At 37.3% G+C, this 20,810-nt stretch carries 16 protein-coding genes; 10 read left to right on the top strand and 6 right to left on the bottom strand.

Translation table 11 applies throughout. The features are described from left to right. Window positions 1–93: 93 nt before the first annotated feature. On the bottom strand, window positions 94–1,107 hold the full coding sequence (locus BLR60_RS01555; protein WP_090496295.1) for a glycosyltransferase family 2 protein: 1,014 nt from the start codon (window positions 1,105–1,107) through the stop codon (window positions 94–96). Between the two features lie 5 nt (window positions 1,108–1,112). After that, entirely contained in the window at window positions 1,113–1,985 is an 873-nt protein-coding gene (locus tag BLR60_RS01550) for a lysophospholipid acyltransferase family protein (RefSeq protein ID WP_090496294.1), read from the bottom strand. A 40-nt stretch (window positions 1,986–2,025) separates the two neighbouring features. Between BLR60_RS01550 and BLR60_RS01545 the strand changes: the two genes are divergently transcribed. From BLR60_RS01545 to bioB, 4 genes are all read left to right on the top strand, one after another. Then, window positions 2,026–2,637, top strand: a complete 612-nt coding sequence (locus tag BLR60_RS01545) for a WbqC family protein (RefSeq protein ID WP_090496293.1) — start codon at window positions 2,026–2,028, stop codon at window positions 2,635–2,637. Between the two features lie 3 nt (window positions 2,638–2,640). Next, complete coding sequence (gene corA, locus BLR60_RS01540; RefSeq protein ID WP_167354661.1) at window positions 2,641–3,762, top strand: magnesium/cobalt transporter CorA; 1,122 nt, start codon at window positions 2,641–2,643, stop codon at window positions 3,760–3,762. Window positions 3,763–4,019: 257 nt separating this feature from the next. Continuing rightward, on the top strand, window positions 4,020–5,369 hold the full coding sequence (gene mgtE / locus BLR60_RS01535) for a magnesium transporter (protein WP_090496292.1): 1,350 nt from the start codon (window positions 4,020–4,022) through the stop codon (window positions 5,367–5,369). A 109-nt stretch (window positions 5,370–5,478) separates the two neighbouring features. Further along, entirely contained in the window at window positions 5,479–6,480 is a 1,002-nt protein-coding gene (bioB, locus tag BLR60_RS01530) for a biotin synthase BioB (RefSeq protein WP_090496291.1), read from the top strand. A gap of 289 nt (window positions 6,481–6,769) precedes the next feature. On the opposite strand, the gene BLR60_RS01525 is transcribed toward bioB, so the two are convergent. Both BLR60_RS01525 and BLR60_RS01520 read right to left on the bottom strand, forming a co-directional pair. Beyond that, window positions 6,770–7,180, bottom strand: coding sequence for an organic hydroperoxide resistance protein (locus tag BLR60_RS01525; RefSeq protein ID WP_090496290.1), 411 nt, complete (start codon window positions 7,178–7,180; stop codon window positions 6,770–6,772). Window positions 7,181–7,422: 242 nt separating this feature from the next. Then, on the bottom strand, window positions 7,423–9,582 hold the full coding sequence (locus BLR60_RS01520) for an FUSC family protein (protein ID WP_090496685.1): 2,160 nt from the start codon (window positions 9,580–9,582) through the stop codon (window positions 7,423–7,425). A 925-nt stretch (window positions 9,583–10,507) separates the two neighbouring features. Here BLR60_RS01520 and BLR60_RS01515 point away from each other — a divergent pair. Continuing rightward, the gene (locus tag BLR60_RS01515; protein WP_090496289.1) at window positions 10,508–11,860 is read left to right on the top strand and encodes a PhoH family protein; all 1,353 of its coding nucleotides are present in this window, start codon (window positions 10,508–10,510) and stop codon (window positions 11,858–11,860) included. A 166-nt stretch (window positions 11,861–12,026) separates the two neighbouring features. Here the strand turns inward: BLR60_RS01515 and BLR60_RS01510 are convergent, their stop codons facing one another. After that, window positions 12,027–13,238: a TCR/Tet family MFS transporter gene (locus BLR60_RS01510; protein WP_090496288.1), complete on the bottom strand. Its 1,212-nt coding sequence runs from the start codon at window positions 13,236–13,238 to the stop codon at window positions 12,027–12,029. Window positions 13,239–13,660: 422 nt separating this feature from the next. On the opposite strand from BLR60_RS01510, the gene gyrA reads away from it, so the two are divergent. The 5 genes from gyrA (at window position 13,661) to BLR60_RS01480 (ending at window position 20,048) form a co-directional block, all read left to right on the top strand. Further along, window positions 13,661–16,255 (top strand): DNA gyrase subunit A, encoded by a 2,595-nt coding sequence (gene gyrA / locus BLR60_RS01505; RefSeq protein WP_090496287.1) that lies wholly within the window; start codon window positions 13,661–13,663, stop codon window positions 16,253–16,255. Window positions 16,256–16,281: 26 nt separating this feature from the next. Continuing rightward, window positions 16,282–17,370 carry a tetratricopeptide repeat protein gene (locus BLR60_RS01500; RefSeq protein WP_090496286.1) on the top strand — a complete coding sequence of 363 codons (1,089 nt, stop codon included), beginning with the start codon at window positions 16,282–16,284 and terminating at the stop codon, window positions 17,368–17,370. Window positions 17,371–17,469: 99 nt separating this feature from the next. Continuing rightward, window positions 17,470–18,615: a tetratricopeptide repeat protein gene (locus BLR60_RS01495; protein ID WP_090496285.1), complete on the top strand. Its 1,146-nt coding sequence runs from the start codon at window positions 17,470–17,472 to the stop codon at window positions 18,613–18,615. A 772-nt stretch (window positions 18,616–19,387) separates the two neighbouring features. Further along, on the top strand, window positions 19,388–19,693 hold the full coding sequence (locus BLR60_RS01485; RefSeq protein ID WP_090496283.1) for a type II toxin-antitoxin system RelE/ParE family toxin: 306 nt from the start codon (window positions 19,388–19,390) through the stop codon (window positions 19,691–19,693). A 58-nt stretch (window positions 19,694–19,751) separates the two neighbouring features. Continuing rightward, window positions 19,752–20,048 (top strand): HigA family addiction module antitoxin, encoded by a 297-nt coding sequence (locus BLR60_RS01480; RefSeq protein ID WP_090496282.1) that lies wholly within the window; start codon window positions 19,752–19,754, stop codon window positions 20,046–20,048. Window positions 20,049–20,211: 163 nt separating this feature from the next. Here BLR60_RS01480 and BLR60_RS01475 read toward each other — a convergent pair whose 3' ends face one another. Continuing rightward, entirely contained in the window at window positions 20,212–20,769 is a 558-nt protein-coding gene (locus BLR60_RS01475) for a hypothetical protein (protein WP_090496281.1), read from the bottom strand. Window positions 20,770–20,810: the final 41 nt, after the last annotated feature.

The raw sequence follows: 20,810 nt of genomic DNA, 5'->3' as shown, positions 1-20,810 counted from the left end.
TTGAAGGACCTGTTAAAAATGTCTTACAAGGTGTTTCGACAGGCTAAGCGTGACAAATTCAAAGTGAGATACAGCCTCAAAACGAGGCTAGAGCTATTTCAACTCCGAAAAATATTTAACTTTCTTAATAAAAAATGCCCAAACAATACTGTTATTATACACCCCGGTATGTTTAACATAATCTTTCTGAAACGCTTTCCGTTTTTTGCTGGTTTTTAAAAGCGATTTAAGGAAATGCCAATGACCTTTGGTTACAGCCATCGTAAATTTAGGCTTCCCGGTCAGTAAAAAATGCCACCAGGCAATAAAATCAATAAACATTCGGATGGTAATCCTGAAAATAGCATCACCTATTGGGAGGTTTTTTTGCATAATAATCAGGTTATTCCTAAAATTAAGATAAGTTTTAAACGGATTTTCAGTTTGTAAAGTTCCGCCGCCTACATGGTATACTTCAGCATCCGGACAATACATAATCTTATAATTGAGGTTTTTTAAACGCCAGCAAAGATCTATTTCCTCCATATGTGCAAAAAGATCGGCATCTAAACCACCGGCTTCTATCCAGCATTTGCTTTTAACAAAAAAAGCCGCTCCACTTGCCCAAAAAACTTCTGTTGCATCATTATACTGGCCATCGTCAAACTCGTAAACATTAAACAACCTGCCGCGACAGAAAGGAAAAGAATAAATATCAAGGTAGCCTCCCGCAGCGCCTGCATACTCAAATTGTTTTTTGTTTAACTGCCATTTAATTTTAGGTTGAGCAGCAGCAATATACGCGTCACCTTCCATCAAATCAATCACCGGTTTGATCCAATTCGGCGTTACTTCTACATCAGAATTAAGCAGCACAAAAAAGTCTGCTTCCACACGTTCTAAAACTTTATTATAGCCTCCAGCAAAACCATAATTCTGGTCGTTCTGAATAATTTTAACGGTAGGAAAGTTTTCTCGCAAAAATGAAACAGAATCATCGGTAGAGGCATTATCACCTACAACGATTTGCAGGTTATCATATTCGGAGCGCAAAATTCCGGGTAAAAACTGTTTTAAATACGCTTTTCCATTCCAGTTTAAAATTACAACGGCTACTGATGGGTTCATTCTTTTTATTCGGGTTTAAATTTCCAGCGTTTATGGCTCCAGAGCCAGTACTGAGGCTGTTCTCTAATAATATTTTCTAAAAATTTAAAATGCAGATCTGTAATCCCAAATTCGCGTATGCTTTCCGGATCCAGACACATCGGCAATACTTCTACATGGTAATAACCTCTTTTAACTACATTTACTTTGAAATAGTATATGGGTCTTTTAGTCGATTTGGCAATTTTTTCGACGCCTAAAAGTGCTGCTGTCGGCTGATTTAAGAAATCTGTAAAATATTTGGTTTCTTCCCTGGTGGGTGATTGGTCGCTCGCAAAACATAATAGTGTAGGTTCGTTTTTATAAGCAGCTATTCCCCGCAAGGTTTGGCGCATAGCAATAAAAACATTTCCATACTTGGTTCGCATGCAATCAAACCAGGTTTCGAAAATTTTATTTTTGATGGGTTTAAAAATAACCAGGGTTTTAACCGATATGCTTAATCCGAGCGCCAAGGTCCCCAGTTCCCAGTTGCCATAATGACCGGTACAGGCCAGTACACTTTCACCCGCTTTAAAATGCCTCTCCAACTGTTCCAAACCAGTAAACTTTACCCGCTTTAAGGTTTCTGCCTTAGAAATACTGGTCATTTTGATGATTTCAAAAATAAGTTCAGCCAGGTATAGGAAGAATTTTTTCTCTATAGACTTTACTTCAGCAGCAGATTTTTCGGGAAAAGACTGGGTTAAATTTTGCCTGACAACTTTTTTTCTATAGCCAATTACGTAATAAAGCAGATAATATAGTAATCTTGCAAAAAAAAACAGCAAAGGCAGGGGGAGCAGCGATAACAGGTATAAAAAAAATACGCCAACATGCGCAATCCCTTTCTTAATCATTTTTTTTTAAAACGTTTCAGCTACAAACATAAATTTTCAAATGCAGAATACAGCTATACTTCCATTATTTTATCTTCCGCCGGTAGGTTATTTTAGTTTATTGCAAAAACTGGGAGAAGATTTTTTAATTGAAAAACATGAACATTTAGCTAAACAGACTTATCGAAACCGGGCAAGTATTTATTCGCCAAATGGCAAACTAGACATCACTGTTCCTGTAGTTAAAGGTGCTAAAACACATACGAAAATGAAGGATGTCCGGATTAGCTACGATTTTAACTGGCAACGTTTACATTGGTTAAGTTTAGAAAGCTGTTACCGGAGTTCTGCTTATTTCGAGTTTTACGAAGATGAGCTTAGTCGTTTCTATACCAATAAATTTGAATTTCTGTTCGATTACAACCTCGAGCTTTTAGAATGGCTGAATAAAAAGCTAAAATTAAACAAACGCTTTGAGGTAACCGGCGAATATTTTGATGACATCCAACCTGAATTAGATTACCGTTCAGCGATGAACCCGAAAAAACCGGCAGACATAGTAAACAATAAACCATATTATCAGGTTTTTGAAGATAAACATCAATTTTTACCCAACTTAAGTATTGTTGATCTGTTATTTAACCAGGGTCCGCAAGCCCGGCTATATTTATAACATATGGGAAAAAACAAGCCACGTAACCGACATAAACACTATAAGGTTCCAACTCCGGGCACTAGTCCGGGTTTATATGCTATTGATGAAGATGCGTTAAAGCCACTTATTGTATTGCATACTTATAATGATAAGAGTTATCAGAAAACCGAACTGGAAAACATTAATAACATCGATAAACTGATCGAGAATAAAGATTTTTTTTATTGGTTTGATATCAAAGGCCTGGCTGATCCCAATATATTTGAAACCTTATATACTAAACTCGATATCAGCAGGCTTGTACTGGAAGATATTACCAGTTCTTTTCAACGGCCTAAACTGGATGAATATGACAACGACAAATACATTTTTTCGGTAAGCAGGCATTTATACTTAAGTGATGATCATGTGCTCTGTAATGATCAGATCTCTTTTATTTTATCAGAACGGACATTAATTACCTTCCAGGAAACCTATGCAGATTGTTTTGAACCGGTGAGAAAACGTTTAGAGATAGGGAAGGGCAATATCCGCATTGGTGGCAGCAGTTATTTAATGTACGCCATTATGGATGTGATTGTAGATAATTACTTTAGCCTTTTAAATTTTTGGGGTGAAGAATTAGACGCAATTGAAGACCGCTTATATGATCATCCTGATAAAAGGATCATGTATGATACACAGGCCATCAAAAGATCATTGATTACCATTAGGAAAGTAGCCTGGCCGGAAAGGGATAAATTAAACGATATTATCCGCACAGACAGCCCTTTAATATCCGATCTTACTAAAACCTATATGAAAGATGCTTACGACCATTGCATCCAGATTATAGATTTTATCGAATCTTTAAAAGAGATTGCATCTGCCAATATTGATATGAACTTATCCATCATCAGTAACAGAATGAACGAAATCATGAAGGTATTGACCATCATTTCGTCCATATTTATTCCGCTAACCTTTATTGCAGGGATTTATGGAATGAACTTCAGCAGGGAAGATCCGGCAACAGGAAAAATATTGAAAGATAATATGCCCGAATTGTATGCAGAGCACGGCTATTTGTACACATGGATAGTAATGGCGGTGATTGCTGTTATACAGGTGATCTATTTTTGGCGAAAAGGATGGTTTAAATAAGGCTTGCATGAAAAACTTTCCTCAAGTTACCGTCATTTCGGGCGAAGTGCAACGCAGTCGAGAACCACGGAGTGCTCAGCGAAACTAAATCTATCTATGTAGATCTCTCCATTCCACTTCGTTCCGGTCGAGATGACGATTTTATAGAAGTACTTTTTGGTTCTTAATAGGATAATAAAAGATTGGAATAAATTTGAATAGGTGCTAAAATCAATTTTTAATATTTGTAGCTTTAAGGCGTTTTGGTTAGGTTATAGATGCAGTCATTCGAGATAGATAAAAGCGACGTATTCAAGGTTAAAAATGCAATTTTAGCTGGTGATGAGACTTTAAAAATAGTTTTAGAGGAATACCATGCCTCAGAAATAGCAATTTTGTTCGAACGTTTGGATAAATCCGAACAACGGCATATTATAAATCTTCTTCCTACTGAGATCGCTTCAGAGATCATCTCGGAAATGGATGAAGAATCCCACCCGGAGAATCTACTCTTTGAACTTCACCCCGATAAACGTACCGAGATTGTCGAAGAACTGGATTATGATGATGCGACGGATATTATTTCTCAACTGGAAGATCATGAGCAGAAAGAAATTCTGGAAGACCTTACCGAAGATCATGCTTCAGAAATCCGGAATCTTTTAACCTACAACGAAAAAACCGCCGGTGGTTTGATGAACACAGAACTGATCTGTGTAAACATTAATCTCACCAAAAAAGATGCAATTGACGAGATTATCCGCCAGAGCGAAGAAATGGAAGAGTTTTATACCATTTATGTGGTAGATGACGACGAAGTTTTTAAAGGCATAGTTTCGTTAAAAGATATCATCAAGGCAAAACATAACGCCAAAATAACCGAACTGGTAAAAATAGATGCGGTTTATGTACATCCCGATACCGACCAGGAAGAAGTAGCCAACTTAATTTCGCAGTATAATTTAACCAGTATTCCGGTGATAGATCAACATCAGAAATTACTGGGAAGGGTAACTTTTGATGATGTGATCGATGTAATGGAAGCAGAAAGCACCGAAGATATCTTAAAAATTTCGGGGGTATCGGAAGATGAGGAGCTGAGCGGTAACTGGGTAGAAGCAGTAAAATCACGTTTACCTTGGTTAATCATCAACCTGGGCACGGCTTTTCTGGCATCATCAGTAGTGCGTTATTTCGATCCGACTATTAAACTGATCCCTTCTTTGGCAGCTTACATGACTATTATTGCTGGTATGGGCGGAAATGCGGCTACCCAAGCACTTGCGGTAACGGTAAGGCGTATTTCGCTGTACGACTTGACCGATAAGCAGGCTTATAGAACGGTTTTGAAAGAATTTACAGTTGGCTTAATTAACGGTGCAGCCAATGGTTTAATTGTATTTATTTTTGCTTTCTTTTTTGATGGAAACCCCATGCTCGGTTTGGTTATCTTCCTGGCTATGACAGGCAACCTGGTCATCGCAGGTATAACAGGCGCAGGTATTCCACTTATTTTAAAACGTGTAGGTATTGATCCTGCCATTGCATCATCTATAATTATTACTACTTTTACCGATGTTTTTGGATTCCTATTAATTTTAGGATTGGCCAGCAAACTTTTACTATAAACCAGGTTATAAGATTTAGCCCATTAAGCCTTGGGCTTACAAAGCTAAATCGGTGTACCTGTTAATTAACTAAGACTACAAAAATTAAATCTGCAAAATCTGATCCCCGATGCAAACAACAAGACACGATTGGACAAAAGAAGAAATATACGAAATTTATAATAGACCGTTTTTGGATCTGGTTTACGAAGCGGCAACCATTCACCGGGAAAATAAAGATTACAATGAAGTTCAGGTCAGTTCATTAATTTCCATCAAAACTGGTGGCTGTGCCGAAGATTGTAGCTATTGCCCGCAGGCGGCCCGCTACCATACTGATTTAGAAGTACAGCCCTTAATGCAGGTAAGTCAGGTAGTTAGTGCTGCCGTTAAAGCCAAAGAGGGTGGGGCATCTCGTTTATGCATGGGAGCCGCATGGCGCGAAGTACGCGATAACCGCGATTTTGACCGTGTGATTGAAATGGTTAAGGCCGTGAACGATATGGATATGGAAGTTTGCTGTACTTTAGGTATGCTTACCGAAAACCAGGCACAACGTTTAGCTGATGCTGGTTTATATGCGTACAACCATAATATTGATACTTCTGAAGACGATTATAAACGGATTATATCAACCAGAACTTATGATGACCGTTTAAATACCATTAAAAATGTGCGTAAAGCGAAATTAACGGTATGTAGTGGTGGTATTATCGGTTTAGGTGAAACGGTAGAAGATCGCGTTTCCATGTTACAGACCTTATCGAATATGGAAAAACATCCTGAATCGGTTCCGGTTAATGCTTTGGTACCGGTAAAAGGAACGCCTTTGGAAAATCAGCCACGTGTTCCGATCTGGGATATGGTAAGGATGATTGCAACAGCACGTATCGTGATGCCAAATTCGGTAGTACGTTTATCAGCTGGTAGAAATGAAATGAGCACACTGGAGCAGGCTTTTTGCTTTATGGCTGGTGCAAGTTCTATTTTTGCAGGTGATAAATTATTGACCACACCAAATCCAGCATTTATAGATGATATGGCCATGTTTGAATTATTGGGTTTAAAAACCCGCGATGCCTTTAAAAACGGCAGACCTGCAAATACGATAATGGAACAGGAAGCTGTTTAACATAAATATATTTACAAAAAGAGGTTATATCATTGATTAAATTTCATCATTAATTTGTTAAGTTGAGCCTGTCGAAACGCCTTTATATAAATTATTAGAGGTCCTTCGACAAGCTTAGCATTGTAATTATAGATTTATAATATCACTGCTGTCAGTTGTTTCCAACCGAAAGGTAGATAGCTTTCAACCCATAGGGTTATAAACAAGAAAGTCCCGGATTAAATCCGGGACTTTCTTGTTTTATCATATTTGCAATGTCAGATGGTAACATCTGACAGCACGACGAAAATTAAACTGCCGTTACCCTTACCTCTATATTTCCTTTAGTTGCTTTCGAGTATGGACAGGCTCTATGTGCCTTATCAGCCAGCGCTTGTGCTTCCTCATGAGAAATCCCTGGAATGTGAACATCCAGATCAGCAGAAAGTACAAAAGAGTTTCCGTCTTTATTAAACGAAACCAATACTTTCACATTTGCTTCGCTCACATCAACACCTTCACGTTCTGCAACTGAGCCTAAAGCGCCCAAATAACATGGCCCCCAGGCTGCTGCAAATAACTCTTCCGGGTTTGTAGCACCTCCCTGCCCACCAAGTTCCTTTGGTTTTCTTAAATCGAAATCTAAAATTCCATCACCCGACTTAACGTGTCCGTCTCTTCCTCCTGTAGCTGTAACTTCAGCTGTATATAGCTTTTCCATGATCTTTTATGAATTGATTTTAAGTTTAACAAATTATAATGGTCTTTGTTTTTTTTGCATCCACGAAGACAACCTGATTATACTGCTAGGGATGTGGTTGAACTGGAAGTATATTTTGCGTATTTTAAGGAAGTAAATCAATGAGTGTTGTACCCACGCACTTACGAATTTTCGTTCATCTACAACGCAATAGTTTTAAAGCTATAATTGCCTTGAGCTGAATTTAGAGTGCCTTTTATGGACTAAAGTTTTATTTTTACCGATAGTTTGTAAATATCGTAAGCCACTTTTTGGATCAGATCGAATTGTTCTGGAACCAAATCTTCACCTTTTTTTATTGCTAAACCATTATCATTTAACCTGATTAAGGGTACGTTATCTATTGTATCTTTCCCTTGCTCCAGGTTATTAATTGAGGTATCCAGTAAATAGTCGGTATTATTGGCGATCGGTTTTAAATTTTCGAAACTCTCAAATATAAATTGATGTTCTTTATTATAGAGTGAAAGCGTGGCCACATAAGATGATAATAAATGGCTTAGCGCTGTAAACTGATGCACTTCCTTAATAAATAGCTGTTTACTTTTTGGCTCGGAGAACATTCTTTGAAAAAGCGAAGCTAAATTTGCTGTGCTTACATACACTTCTTTACGGGCCAGCTTGTATTCCGTTCTGTTGTAATTTTTCTCAAAATATAATTTAACCACTTGTTCAAAATAAGCTTTGTTTGCCTTTAGCATGTTGATCATAGCCTCTTTTAGCTTTTCATATTCCCAAGTTGGGAATAAAGAATAACTAGCCAATAAAGCAATACCAGAGCCTATAAAGGTGTCATAAATCCGCTCACGTGCCAGTGCTATCGATCCCATCCCCAGAAAATCGAACAGGATTAAGATATAAGGCGTCATAAAGAGTACGCTAACTACATAATTTTTCCTTTGGAAACTATAACAGCCAATCATGCAGAATAACAGGATTACAAACAAGGTATTCCGATCGTGGATATAGGTAATAACGCCCATGCCAATAAACGCCCCAACTGTGGTACCAATTAAACGCTGATAATTACGTTCCTTGGTTAAACTAAATCCAGGCTTTGAAATAACGAGAATGGTAAGAAGAATCCAGTAACTATGCGAGAAATCGAGAATCTGAGCCACTATAAAACCCAAAAGCATCACAACAGTAACCCGTAATGAATGCCTGAAAGTAGAAGAAGTATAGGTTAAATTCTCCGTAAACAGTTTGAAATCGAATTTCTGCCTGGTGATAAATTTCTCGGTATCTACATCAGCCTTTACAATATCCTTGCTGTTTCTGATTTTAAAATAACTGAAAATAGTTTTAACCCTGGCCAGGATATTTTCGATGTTCACCTCAATATTTTTTAAGGCAATAATGCCCAGGGTATTGTATTCCTGATTTTGATTGTTTTTTTCCAGATTGTTGATTTTAATCTTTAACCTTTCGATCTCAATCAATAAACGTTTTGAAATAACGGGTATGCCTCCGCTTTTTAGGGCAAATGCAATATCATCAAGGGCATACGAGATCCGCTTTATGGCCATTTCATAATCTGATAAGATACCTGCTTTATCAAACTGATCGTGTAACTGCTGGTAATTATAATAGGTAGACATTACCTGCTCAAACAGATCAACCATATCTACAAATACCAATAACAGAAATCGTCCCTCAGGAGTAGAATCTCTTACAATTTCGCGGGTTCTGAATAAAAGCTCTCTTACAGCATCTTGTTTTTCGTGAACAGAAACCTGAAGTTGTAACAGTTCAGAATATGTTTTATCGTAGTTGTTATTCTGATGATAAAATTTAGCTTTTTCTCTTAGAAATTCTGCTACCTCCAAAATAGAATCACTTAACGATTGCTGTACCAAACGAAAAGGACGTAAGCGATACACAAAATAGCTTAATCCCGTATACCAGAGGCTACCGGCCAGCACGAAAGCAGCATGTAACAACACCACCTGCCATGGGCGAACATCATCAATACTCAACACCATGATCAACAAAACAGCAGTACCTACTGATGCTGCCCTGACGCCATAGATATAAAACATCGAGAAAACAAAGCTGGATACAGCCAATAAAAAGCCGATAAAATAATGGTTTCTGTTGGTTAGGCCGGTGATGATGGAGAAAGTAAATATAAGCGCCGTGGTAATCAGCATGGCGTTTCTTCGGTGAACCATTGGCCCCGGACTATCTACCACACTTACACATAAAGCGCCTAAAGATAAAGTCATGCCGTACTTTAACAAGCCAAATTGCGCAAAAATCAGAGAGGGGAGCAGTACACCTATGGTAATACGGAGCCCATCGGCAAAATAGGTACTCAATAAAAAGTCTTGTATATTTCTAATGGGTTGCCTGATCTGCATGTTACAAAAATAACATAATAGCGATGTTTTTGTTGGGATTAAAATTAAGTTTTTTGGTTTTTTCTTAGTCTTACGCAGAAAAAAGATAACAAACTGATTATTAAACACCTGCATGAATGTTGATAAGTATATAGTCCATTATTGTTAATAAACTTAAATCATAGCTCAACAGGCGATCAAAAAGGAAGTTTTTTTCAAACTCAACCTGTTGATAAACAGTATTTTTGAGTGAATAACTTTGTTTATAAAAATATTTACTTTATGCTTGACAAATAAACATTTATACACTAAATTAGATGATATCAAATACGAAGTACTTTGAATTCTGATAAAACGAACCAAAAGAAATAAGGAACCGAAAGGGGAATTTTTCGGAACGTTTACAGGGAAAACGATTAATTTCTGAAAGGGTTAAACCGAGTAAGAATATATATAACCATCGAAAGATTGGACGATAAGAAAATCGAACAGGCCCAAACAGAACTTATAGAAAGCTACAAAGTTTACGGACGGATGAGCTGGAAATAAATTTTCACGAATCGTAAAAGTTGCAAAACCTAACGAAAACGGAAAGATCAAAGTAACAAGATTTGATGCTTTAAATTTAACTACGGTTATTTTAAAGTTAAAACGGGGAAACTAAATCGAAAGAAGAAGATCCCCGTTTTATTTTGCTTAAAATTTTAGTCCTACAACTGCAGTCGTCACCCTGATCCGATAGCTAGCGATCGGATTTATTTCAGGTCTATATATATGAAGATGCTGACTACGTAGTAGCTACAAGGCAACTGAAAACACTATTTAACTTGTAAAATAAATCCGATCACTATCGGATCAGCATGACGATCGCGCCAATTAACATCACAAATCCCCAAACATTTAAAAAAATCACCATATTTTATCCTTAAAATATTAAATTTACCCAATGGCCAAAAAAGGTAAATCAATCTCCAGTCCTTCAAAAAAGATATTTGTTTTAGATACCTCGGTTATTTTATATGATCATGATGCGATCAATAACTTTCATGAACACGATGTAGCCATTCCGATCCAGGTTTTAGAAGAGCTTGATCATTTTAAAAGCGGTAATGATACCCGAAATTTTGAAGCCAGAAGTTTTATCCGACTCATTGATGAAACTTCCAAACAAAAACTCATCAGCGATTGGGTCTCACTAAAAAGTCCAGAATCAGGAAAATTTAAGGTGATTTTAAATGAAAAACCCTTAACTATAAATGCTGAAGAAGTGTATGGTAAAGGCAAAACCGACCATAAGATTTTAAACGCAGCATTAAGTTTAAAAGAAGAATATCCAGATCAAAAAGTAGTACTGGTATCTAAAGACATTTGCCTGAGGTTAAAAGCAAAAGCTTTGGATTTAAATGCAGAAGATTACGAAACAGGCAAGATCAAAAACGTAGATGAACTCTATGCCGGAACAACCGAAATAACAGATTTTCCGGTTGAAATTATAGAGAGGGTAAAAAAACAATCATTTATTGATGCGACTGAAATAACACTGCCGCCCAAAAATGGCAATCATTTTTACGTTTTAAAAAATAAAAGGAAAACGGCCAACGTATTTTACAATAATAACTTAAAAACCATTTCGGCAGTTTCTACTGATGCGATATTTAAAATCAAACCTAAAAATATCGAACAGGCATTTGCCATCCACGCACTGTTAGATCCGGAGATTAAGCTGGTGAGCATTCAGGGAAATGCCGGAACCGGCAAAACCTTGCTGGCAGTAGCCAGCGCTTTAGAACAGCGTAAAAATTTTAGGCAGATTTATGTTACCAGGCCAATTGTTTCTTTAAGCAATAAAGATATTGGCTTCCTTCCAGGTGATGCAAAATCGAAAACCGATCCTTTTATGGCGCCCATTTGGGATAATTTACGCTTTATTAAAGAGCAATTTATTGGCGACGATAAAATGTCGGAAAAGATTGATGAACTGATTACGACCGAGAAAATAGCCATTGCTCCGTTGGCTTTTATTAGAGGCAGAACCCTCACCAAAATCTTTTTCATCATTGATGAAGCACAAAACTTAACACCACACGAGGTAAAAACTATCATTTCAAGGGCAGGGGAGCATACCAAAATTGTTTTTACAGGCGATATTTATCAAATTGATACCCCGTACCTCGATTCGGAAAGTAATGGACTTTCGTACCTGATAGAAAATGCGAAAAACCATCCGCTTTATGCACATATTACTTTACAAAAAGGGGAGCGGAGCGAACTGGCCAATTTGGCTAATGAGTTGTTGTAATATTTCTACTCCCAACCAAGTGATCGTCATTTCGAGCGGAGTGTAACGAAGTCGAGAACCCGAAGGCTCAGCGAAGCTAAATCTATCTCGAAGGTAGATCTCTCCATTCCGCTGCGCTTCAGTCGAGATGACGACCTTTATTATAGAGATACAGCCTCATTTGGAATTAATGATATTTCTTCAAACTTCTCAAACAAATAAACAAGCCGGCCAACGTTAACACCGCGCTCAATATAAACGGTGCCCCAGGGAAATAAACAGGTGCTTTTCCTTCTATAAAATAAGCGAAAATATGTGTCATTACCCAGGGCGCAAATATGGCAGCTAAACTTTGTAAACCAGTTAAAACACCTTGCATTTCGCCCTGCGCATTAGCTGGCACCTGATTGGAAATGAGTCCCTGCATAGCAGGTCCGCCAATTCCGGCCAAACCGTAAGGGAGCATAAAGGCAAACATCATCCAGCCTTTAGATGCAAATGCAAAGGCTATAAAGCCGATTATATATAATATAAGACCAAAGTAAACGGCTTTCTTTTCGCCTATTTTAGGTAAAATTACCCTGATCAATCCCCCCTGTACAATTCCAATAACCAACCCTACAAAACCTAGCGAATAACCCACCCATGCTGCATCCCAGTTAAATTTTTCCATGGTGTAAAAAGTCCAGTTAGATTGCACGGAGTGACTGGAAAAATACAATAAGAATAATGTCGCCATCAGACCCGCCAATGCCGGGTATTTACCGATACTCCGCAGTGAGCCGATTGGATTCGCTCTCTTCCAGTCAAAAGCCCTGCGTTTTTCTACTGGTAAAGATTCTGGCAATATAAAGTAACCATAAAGCCAGTTAATTAATGATAAACCTGCAGCAACCATAAAAGGAACCCGGGTACCAAAATGGCTAAAAATACCGCCTAAAACTGGACCCAAAATAAAGCCAACACCGAATGCCGCGCCAACCAGACCGAAGTTCTGTGCCCGTTTTTCAGGAGGCGAAACATCTGCAATGTAAGCTTGAGCCGTTGTAAAACTGGCACCTGTAATCCCTGCAATGATACGCCCTACAAATAGCCATATAATGGAAGGGGCAAAGGCTAAAAAGATATAATCGATACCTAGACCAAACAAAGAACTTAATAATATAGGCCTCCTTCCATACCGATCGCTCATGGCGCCGATAACCGGAGAAAATATAAACTGTACTGTTGCATAGGCCAGCGTAAGCCAGCCACCATATTCTGCTGCCAAGCCGAAACCGCCACCGGTAAAATCCTGTATAAGTTTAGGTAATACCGGAATGATTAGCCCAAAGCCTGTAAAATCGATCAGGAGGGTTACCATAATAAAACTCATTGCAGATTTCTTCTCGTTTGCCATCTTCAAAAGGTTGAAAAACAAAAGTATCAGAATTACTTAAAAATGTGAATTTTAGTTTTACAAAACGGAGAGGTCTAACTCAGTATTTCATACAGCACCCCTGTTCATAAACCTGATATAGCGGAAAGCCCGCATCCCGATTTTTTCATCGGGGAGGACTTGCAGCGGTAGCAGGGCTGCAGACCGCCACTAACACAGCACCCTACATTTCCAAAAAAAAACTTACAATCTCGATTACCTGCGCTATGCGAAATGCGTTAAACGGGCTTCCAACAAATTAAAAATCCTTCAGATATCAAAAACCTATCACAAAGGTCAAAAATTTTCCACAATGCCTTAATCCGGCTAAATTTTGCTAAATTCGCAAGGTTATAGTAACACCCTTTTTTAATATCGTTTTTAAGTAGCGAGAATAATAATTTATGGCAGAAGATTTAGAAAATCAGCAGAACGACAAAATCATTCCAATTAACATAGAAGAGCAGATGAAATCGGCCTACATTGATTACTCAATGTCGGTTATTGTATCGAGGGCCTTGCCCGATGTACGCGATGGATTAAAACCGGTACACCGCCGTGTTTTATATGGTATGCTTGATCTTGGTGTAACCAGTAATAAACCACATAAAAAATCTGCCCGTATTGTAGGGGAGGTTCTGGGTAAGTATCACCCGCATGGTGATGCATCTGTATATTTTACCATGGTTCGTATGGCTCAGGATTGGAGCTTACGCTACCCAATGGTTGATGGTCAGGGAAACTTTGGCCACATTGATGGAGACTCTCCGGCGGCGATGCGTTATACCGAGGCGCGTTTTTCTAAAATTGCGGAAGAAATGCTTGCTGATATCAATAAAGATACGGTAGATTTTCAGTTAAACTTTGATGATACTTTACAGGAGCCAACTGTTTTACCTGCAAAAATCCCTAACTTATTGGTGAACGGATCTTCCGGTATCGCGGTAGGTATGGCCACCAATATGGCGCCACATAATTTAACGGAAGTGATTGATGGGGTTGTAAATTATATTGATAACAGAGATATTACCATAGAGGAATTAATGAAGTTTGTAAAAGCTCCGGATTTCCCTACGGGTGGTATCATTTATGGTTATACTGGCGTAAAAGAAGCTTTTGAAACCGGCCGTGGACGTATTGTTATGCGTGCAAAAGCTGAAATTGAAAGCATTAAAGACCGTGAAGTAATTATTGTTACCGAGATTCCTTACCAGGTTAACAAAGCCCAGATGATTGAGCGTACTGCTGAGTTGGTAGGCGAGAAAAAACTGGAAGGTATCTCCAATATAAAAGACGAATCGAACAAAGATGGTATCCGTATCGTGTACGAAATTAAACGTGATGCCAATGCTTCTATTGTTTTAAACAACCTATATAAGTATACTGCTTTACAAACCTCTTTCAGTGTAAACAACATTGCATTGGTAAAAGGCCGTCCGCAAATGTTAAATCTAAAAGATTTAATTGTACATTTTGTGGATCACCGCCATGATGTAATTGTTCGCCGTACCAAATACGAATTGTCCGAAGCCGAAAAACGTGCACACATTTTAGAAGGTTATTTAATCGCTTTAGATCATTTGGATGAGGTAATTAAATTGATCCGTGCGTCTGAAACACCAGAAGAAGCCCGTTTAGGCTTAATGGAGAAATTCGGACTGAGCGACCTTCAGGCACGTGCGATTCTGGATATGACTTTGCGTCGTTTAACAGGACTGGAGCGTGATAAGATCAAAGAAGAATATGCCGAATTGATGAAAACCATCGAATATTTAAAATCTATTCTGGCAGATGAAGGTTTACGGATGAAAATCATCAAAGATGAGCTGGAAGAAATAAGACAGAAGTTTGGCGATGAACGTAAAACCACCATCGTTCACTCTGCTGAAGACATGAGCATGGAAGATTTCATCGATGATGAAGAAGTGGTAATCACCATCTCTCATGAAGGTTACGTAAAACGTACTCCGGCAAGCGAATTTAAAGCGCAGGGCAGGGGTGGAAAAGGTTCTAAAGGCAGTACTTCAAGAAATGAGGATTTTATTGAACACATGCTTGTTGCCACCAACCACAATTACATGTTATTCTTTACCGAAGCCGGAAGATGTTTCTGGTTAAGGGTGTACGAAATTCCGGAAGGTTCGCGAACCAGCAAAGGAAGGGCTATACAGAATATCATCAACATCCCGAAAGAAGAGAAAATTAAGGCTTATATTAAAGTTAAAAACCTTAAAGATCAGGAATATTTAGAGAACAACTTCATTATTATGTGTACTAAAAAAGGTACCATTAAGAAAACTTCTCTTGAAGCGTATTCACGCCCACGTGTAAATGGTATCAATGCCATCAACATTAACGAAGGCGATATCTTGTTGGAAGCTTGTTTAACTAACGGACAAAGCGAAATTGTGATGGCATTACGCTCAGGTAGGGCAATCCGTTTCAATGAAAGTACCGTTCGTCCGATGGGTAGAACTGCTACCGGTGTACGTGGTGTAAGGCTTGCGCACGATCAGGATGAAGTTGTTGGCATGATTGCTGTAAACAATCCTGAGGTTACGGTGTTAGTAGTATCAGAAAAAGGATACGGTAAACGTACCGATATTGAAGATTACCGTGTAACCAACCGTGGTGGTAAAGGAGTAAAAACAATTAACGTTACCGAAAAAACCGGACAATTAGTGTCTATAAAAGACGTTACTGATAGCGAAGATTTGATGATCATTAACCGTTCGGGCATTGTAATCAGAATTCCGGTTTCAGCGCTAAGGGTAATGGGCCGTGCCACACAAGGTGTTCGTTTAATCTCATTAAAAGGTGAAGACGAGATTGCTTCGGTAACTAAAATCGATCACGAGGAAGATGAAGAAGAAACAGTAGATTTAACTGATGTTGTAGTTACAGACGGCGAAGAACTGGAAGCGGATACAACAGCTGAAGCGGATGATACTGAAGAAGAAGAGGGCGAATCAGATAACGAAACGGAAGAAGAAAATTAACTAAAAATAAGATTAGAATAAAAATTATGAAAAGAGTATTTCTAAGTATAGTTTTAGCAGGTGCGGTAAGCGCTGCATTTGCTCAGAAAAGTGAAGTTAATGCCGCCAAAAACGATTGGAACATGTTCCAGCTAACCAATTCTAGTGCAACAACTCCATTAGCAAAGAAACTTGAAGCTTTAGCAAAAGGCTTAGCCCATACAGATAAAGCTATTGCTGATGAAAAATCTAAGGTAATGCCTGAAGCCTGGACTTACCGTGCTTTATTTGCTTCATCTGCAGCAATTTTAGATTCAACAAGTACTGCAAATGCTGATGCAAACTTAAAAATTGCTCAGGATGCTATTGTTGAAGCGAAGAAATTAGATACTAAAGGAAGCGAAAAAGATAATATTAGCTTAGCTGAAACGAATGTTAGCAATGCGGTTAGAAATGGTGGTGTAATTGCCTATAATAAAAAGGATTACAAAACAGCTTACGAAAAATTTGTGGCTGCAACCGTAATTAATCCACAAGATACTGCAATGTATTTAAATGCGGGTATTGCGGCTAGGAATATCGAGGATTATCCAGGTATGATTACTCAATTTAAAAAAGTAATCTCTTTAAATTCACCACAGGCTAAAGATTTGTATTCTGAAATCATTAATGCTACTTTAAGCAAACAAAAGGATACTACTGCTGCTTTAGCGGTAATTAAAGAAGCAAGTGCGAAATTTCCTGAAAATACAGACTGGATCAAAACTGAAACACAGATTTATATTGATAGGGGTGATGCAGCAAAATCAGAGCAGATGTTAACAGCATTGGCCGCAAAAGAGCCAAACAATCCTAGTTACCAGGTTCTATTAGGCAATATCTATTTCAGTCAGGCTTTAAAATTACAGGCCGACAGAAATAAAATCGACCCTAAAAAAGTAAAAGAATTTAATGAAGTAACGGGTAAAATGAATGCATTATTGGATAAATCGCTTCCTTTTTATAAAAAAGCTTTAGAAGCTGACGCTAAAAACCAAGGCGCTTTAGAAACGTTGAAAACGATCTATGCTTTTAGAAATGACACTAAAAATTACGAAGATATCAAAAAGCGTTTAGATGCGTTGCCTAAACAATAATTCTGATACGAATCTAAAAAAAGAGCCCCGAAATTTCGGGGCTCTTTTTTTTATGTTTATTTTTATGGTTTATTACGGTTTTATCACATTATTTAGCTCATGCAAAATTGCTTTAAAATATCATTAATCGCCTTAATTTTCGTCTCTTTTAATGCTGTCGCCCAAAAAAGCCAGATCTTAATTGCCCGGAATGCCGTAGGCAAGTTACAAGCATCTATTGCCAATAAAGAAGATGAGAAAAAGCAATTAAAAATTATAAACGAAGGTTTAAAGGCAATTGAAGCTGCAGAAAAAGATAATAAAACAAAAAAATGGGCCGAAACCTGGTCAATAAAGTCTTATCTGATGTCGTTCGCCACCTTGATCGATACCGATCCCAATAATGCCAATAAGTATTATGATAACGCAATTGATGCCGTTGCCAAAGCAAAATCACTTGACCGTTATGATGACAATTCGGGATTAATTAAGGCTTCCAACCACAATATCCTCATTAAAAAACAAGAAAAAGGTAACGAAGCATTCTTTAACAACGACTTTAAAGAAGCGTATGCAGATTTAAAGGAAGTAGGCGATAATTTCCCGGCAGATACTACTTTAGCCTTAAATACAGCCATTTGTGCCTTAAATATTCAGGCTTACGATGACGCATTAACTTATTTTAAACGTGCTAAAGAAAACGGAATTAAAAATCCATCTGTTTTTCAAAAAATGGCGCAGATGTATGTGGTTAAATCGGAAAGTGAAACTGCGATAAAAACACTGGAAGACGGACTTGCACTTAATCCATTTAACCGTTTTTTAACCAACGATTATATTAATCTGTTGTTGGATACCGAAAATTTCAGTAAAGCACAAGGATTAATCGAAAGCAATTTAAAAGTGGAAAAAGGAAATAAACTATTGTATTTTCTTTATGGATACCTGCAACAGGTTGGTGGAAATAATGCCACAGCAATTTTAGCTTACGATAAAGCATTATCTACCGATCAGAATTATTTCGACGCACTATATCAATTGAGCTTAGCTTACATTAATACAGCTAACGAAACGCTTAGTAAAAATGAAGCAGATAAAGCTTCTAAATACAATGGATTGATTAACCATGCGCAGTTTGCTTTGCAACGTGCCAATGAGATTAATCCAAATGATAAAAAAACTGTTCAGTTACTGATTGATATCTACACAAGAAAGAAAGCTACCGACAAAGCTCAGGAGCTAAATAGAAAACTTCAGGAATTATAATTGAATAAGAATTTAAGGCAATAGGGTATCATTGAAATATAAAACTTAACATAATATTAATTATAAGACATATATAATACTCAAGAGCTTTATCTATTATCGCAGTTTTGTATTTGATCTGTTTGAAACATTTGATTAAATGTTCATAAAACATTTGATGACAATTTTTGATACTTAATTAAACCTGAAAATTCATCGATCACCTAGGTTACCAAAAGGTGTTTTTAAATCAATGCAATAAATAAAAATATCATTGAATTAAAATGTTAAAGTCACTATATCAAAATATAAAAAAGAAGTCTTTGTTGCCCCTCAAAAGATTTAAAGTGAGACATTTTCTGTTTTGTGGATTACATTGCACTGGACATCATCAAGCAGATTAGCAACTGCGATATGGCGATCTGCGATCTGAGCTTCCAAAACCCAAACGTGTTATACGAGGTAGGTATACGTCAGGCATTCAATCTTCCTGTCACCTTCATTAAGGATACAGTAACCAAATGGATCTTTGATATACAGGGTTTTAGGGACGTGATGTACGATGAAAGCCTCAGGATATGCCAAATTCTCAATTAATGACCGTTTATTCATACTAAAAGAAGAAGTATGATTTATCGTCATCTAATTATCATAATTAGATAATTATCACATTTAGATAATTATCATTTTTGGATAGTTTATTTTTTCGTTTACATTTGTATAGCGAAAAACAAAAACAAACAAAATTGCAGATATGGAAATAGAAGAAAAAATTAAACTAAAAACTTAAAAAATGAAGGTAATAATTCAGGACGAGCATCTAGGTGTGCTTGCAGAGAATAAGCCGGTAGGTAAACCAAAATTTCCTGCAGAAGTAGTCAAATCATTTAAAAAGAAACTGACTATTTTAAAGGCGACCCCTAATTCAAATGCATTGAGAGCAATGGGCTCTCTACATTTTGAAAAATTGGAGGAAAAGAGATATGAAGGTAAGCATTCGATACGTCTAAATAAAGCATATAGAATGATATGTCAGTTAGATAAGGAAGATAACCTTGAGGTCCTAATTATTGAAGAAATAAATAACCACTATAGATAAATACTACTAAATTCCCCCGAAGTGCTTTCCCTTCGGGGGAATTATAAAAACTCATGATATGAACAATCAGGTCTTTAATTCTAAAGGTGCTGAAATCGAAATCACGGCGATTCATCCGGGAGAAATTCTGCTTGACGAGATCGAAGCACGTGAACTTATTAAGAAAGAATTTGCCGAACAAATTGGTATTTTCCCAAATAATTTAAGCCTTATTTTTGCAGGTAAAAGAGATATATCTGCTGCGCTTGCCATTAAGATTGGTAAAGCCCTAGGCACTGGAGGCGAGATGTGGCATAATATGCAATCCGCTTACGATTTCCAGCAAGCCGTTATCCATGAGATGGAAACCGTTTAATTTTTTATTTTTTAAACAGAAGGGCAGTTAAACTGCCCTTTTTTTGCTTTTATAACATAAACACCGTTTTTTTTAGATATCCTGTCATCATTTGTTTTATTAACATTTTCCAAGTAAAATAAATAGTCTTTAATTAAGACTATTTATTTTGATTATTCACGTTTTAAAAATGATATCGAATTTCACCTTGATGAGGACTTCTGCGACCACCTTGAGTATCTGTCGATGCTATCGCTGATAATTGTTCTCCATTAGCATTATAGGTATATCTACAGAAATTACCATCATCTTGCAACACCCACCTAAAACTCGTTGATGAACCGGAAGCTATAGGAACATTTGCTCGCCAAAAGGTGTAACCCCCTGCTAGATATAGTTCTCCATCATACCGAAAATCAGCACGTTGAATTCCATTCATTCCAATTGTATTTGATGCCCAGAGAGCCGAATTAGAATAATTGTTATAAAGCACTAAATTGTAATCAGATTGCAAGACTAATTTATAACCCCCATTATTCGAAACACATATTGTTGCTCCTAAATAATATGGTCCAACTGCCTCATTTTGAGGAATTCTATTTAGGATAGAAAAATTCAATCTATTTTTATGGCGAATTTCTTTTGATAAAGCAGGTGTATTTGTTTTAGTTATATTATCATCGGGAGTAAAACCAAAGAATATAAAACCTAGAAGAATTGCTGAAGGGAATAGTTTTTTCATGAATTATGTTTTTTAAATTAATATTGAACCAATTATACCAA

Origin of the sequence: Pedobacter terrae (genome assembly GCF_900100705.1) — a bacterium.
Taxonomy (GTDB): domain Bacteria; phylum Bacteroidota; class Bacteroidia; order Sphingobacteriales; family Sphingobacteriaceae; genus Pedobacter; species Pedobacter terrae.
The sequence above is the reverse complement of the archived record's forward strand: the minus strand, read 5'-3'. Positions and strand labels throughout refer to the sequence as shown.

Coding starts and splice junctions, on each gene's coding strand:
- BLR60_RS01555 (WP_090496295.1), bottom strand. CDS start 1,107: ATGAACCCATCAGTAGCCGTTGTAATTTTAAACTGGAATGGAAAAGCG.
- BLR60_RS01550 (WP_090496294.1), bottom strand. CDS start 1,985: ATGATTAAGAAAGGGATTGCGCATGTTGGCGTATTTTTTTTATACCTG.
- BLR60_RS01545 (WP_090496293.1), top strand. CDS start 2,026: ATGCAGAATACAGCTATACTTCCATTATTTTATCTTCCGCCGGTAGGT.
- corA (WP_167354661.1), top strand. CDS start 2,641: ATGGGAAAAAACAAGCCACGTAACCGACATAAACACTATAAGGTTCCA.
- mgtE (WP_090496292.1), top strand. CDS start 4,020: ATGCAGTCATTCGAGATAGATAAAAGCGACGTATTCAAGGTTAAAAAT.
- bioB (WP_090496291.1), top strand. CDS start 5,479: ATGCAAACAACAAGACACGATTGGACAAAAGAAGAAATATACGAAATT.
- BLR60_RS01525 (WP_090496290.1), bottom strand. CDS start 7,180: ATGGAAAAGCTATATACAGCTGAAGTTACAGCTACAGGAGGAAGAGAC.
- BLR60_RS01520 (WP_090496685.1), bottom strand. CDS start 9,582: ATGCAGATCAGGCAACCCATTAGAAATATACAAGACTTTTTATTGAGT.
- BLR60_RS01515 (WP_090496289.1), top strand. CDS start 10,508: ATGGCCAAAAAAGGTAAATCAATCTCCAGTCCTTCAAAAAAGATATTT.
- BLR60_RS01510 (WP_090496288.1), bottom strand. CDS start 13,238: ATGGCAAACGAGAAGAAATCTGCAATGAGTTTTATTATGGTAACCCTC.
- gyrA (WP_090496287.1), top strand. CDS start 13,661: ATGGCAGAAGATTTAGAAAATCAGCAGAACGACAAAATCATTCCAATT.
- BLR60_RS01500 (WP_090496286.1), top strand. CDS start 16,282: ATGAAAAGAGTATTTCTAAGTATAGTTTTAGCAGGTGCGGTAAGCGCT.
- BLR60_RS01495 (WP_090496285.1), top strand. CDS start 17,470: ATGCAAAATTGCTTTAAAATATCATTAATCGCCTTAATTTTCGTCTCT.
- BLR60_RS01485 (WP_090496283.1), top strand. CDS start 19,388: ATGAAGGTAATAATTCAGGACGAGCATCTAGGTGTGCTTGCAGAGAAT.
- BLR60_RS01480 (WP_090496282.1), top strand. CDS start 19,752: ATGAACAATCAGGTCTTTAATTCTAAAGGTGCTGAAATCGAAATCACG.
- BLR60_RS01475 (WP_090496281.1), bottom strand. CDS start 20,769: ATGAAAAAACTATTCCCTTCAGCAATTCTTCTAGGTTTTATATTCTTT.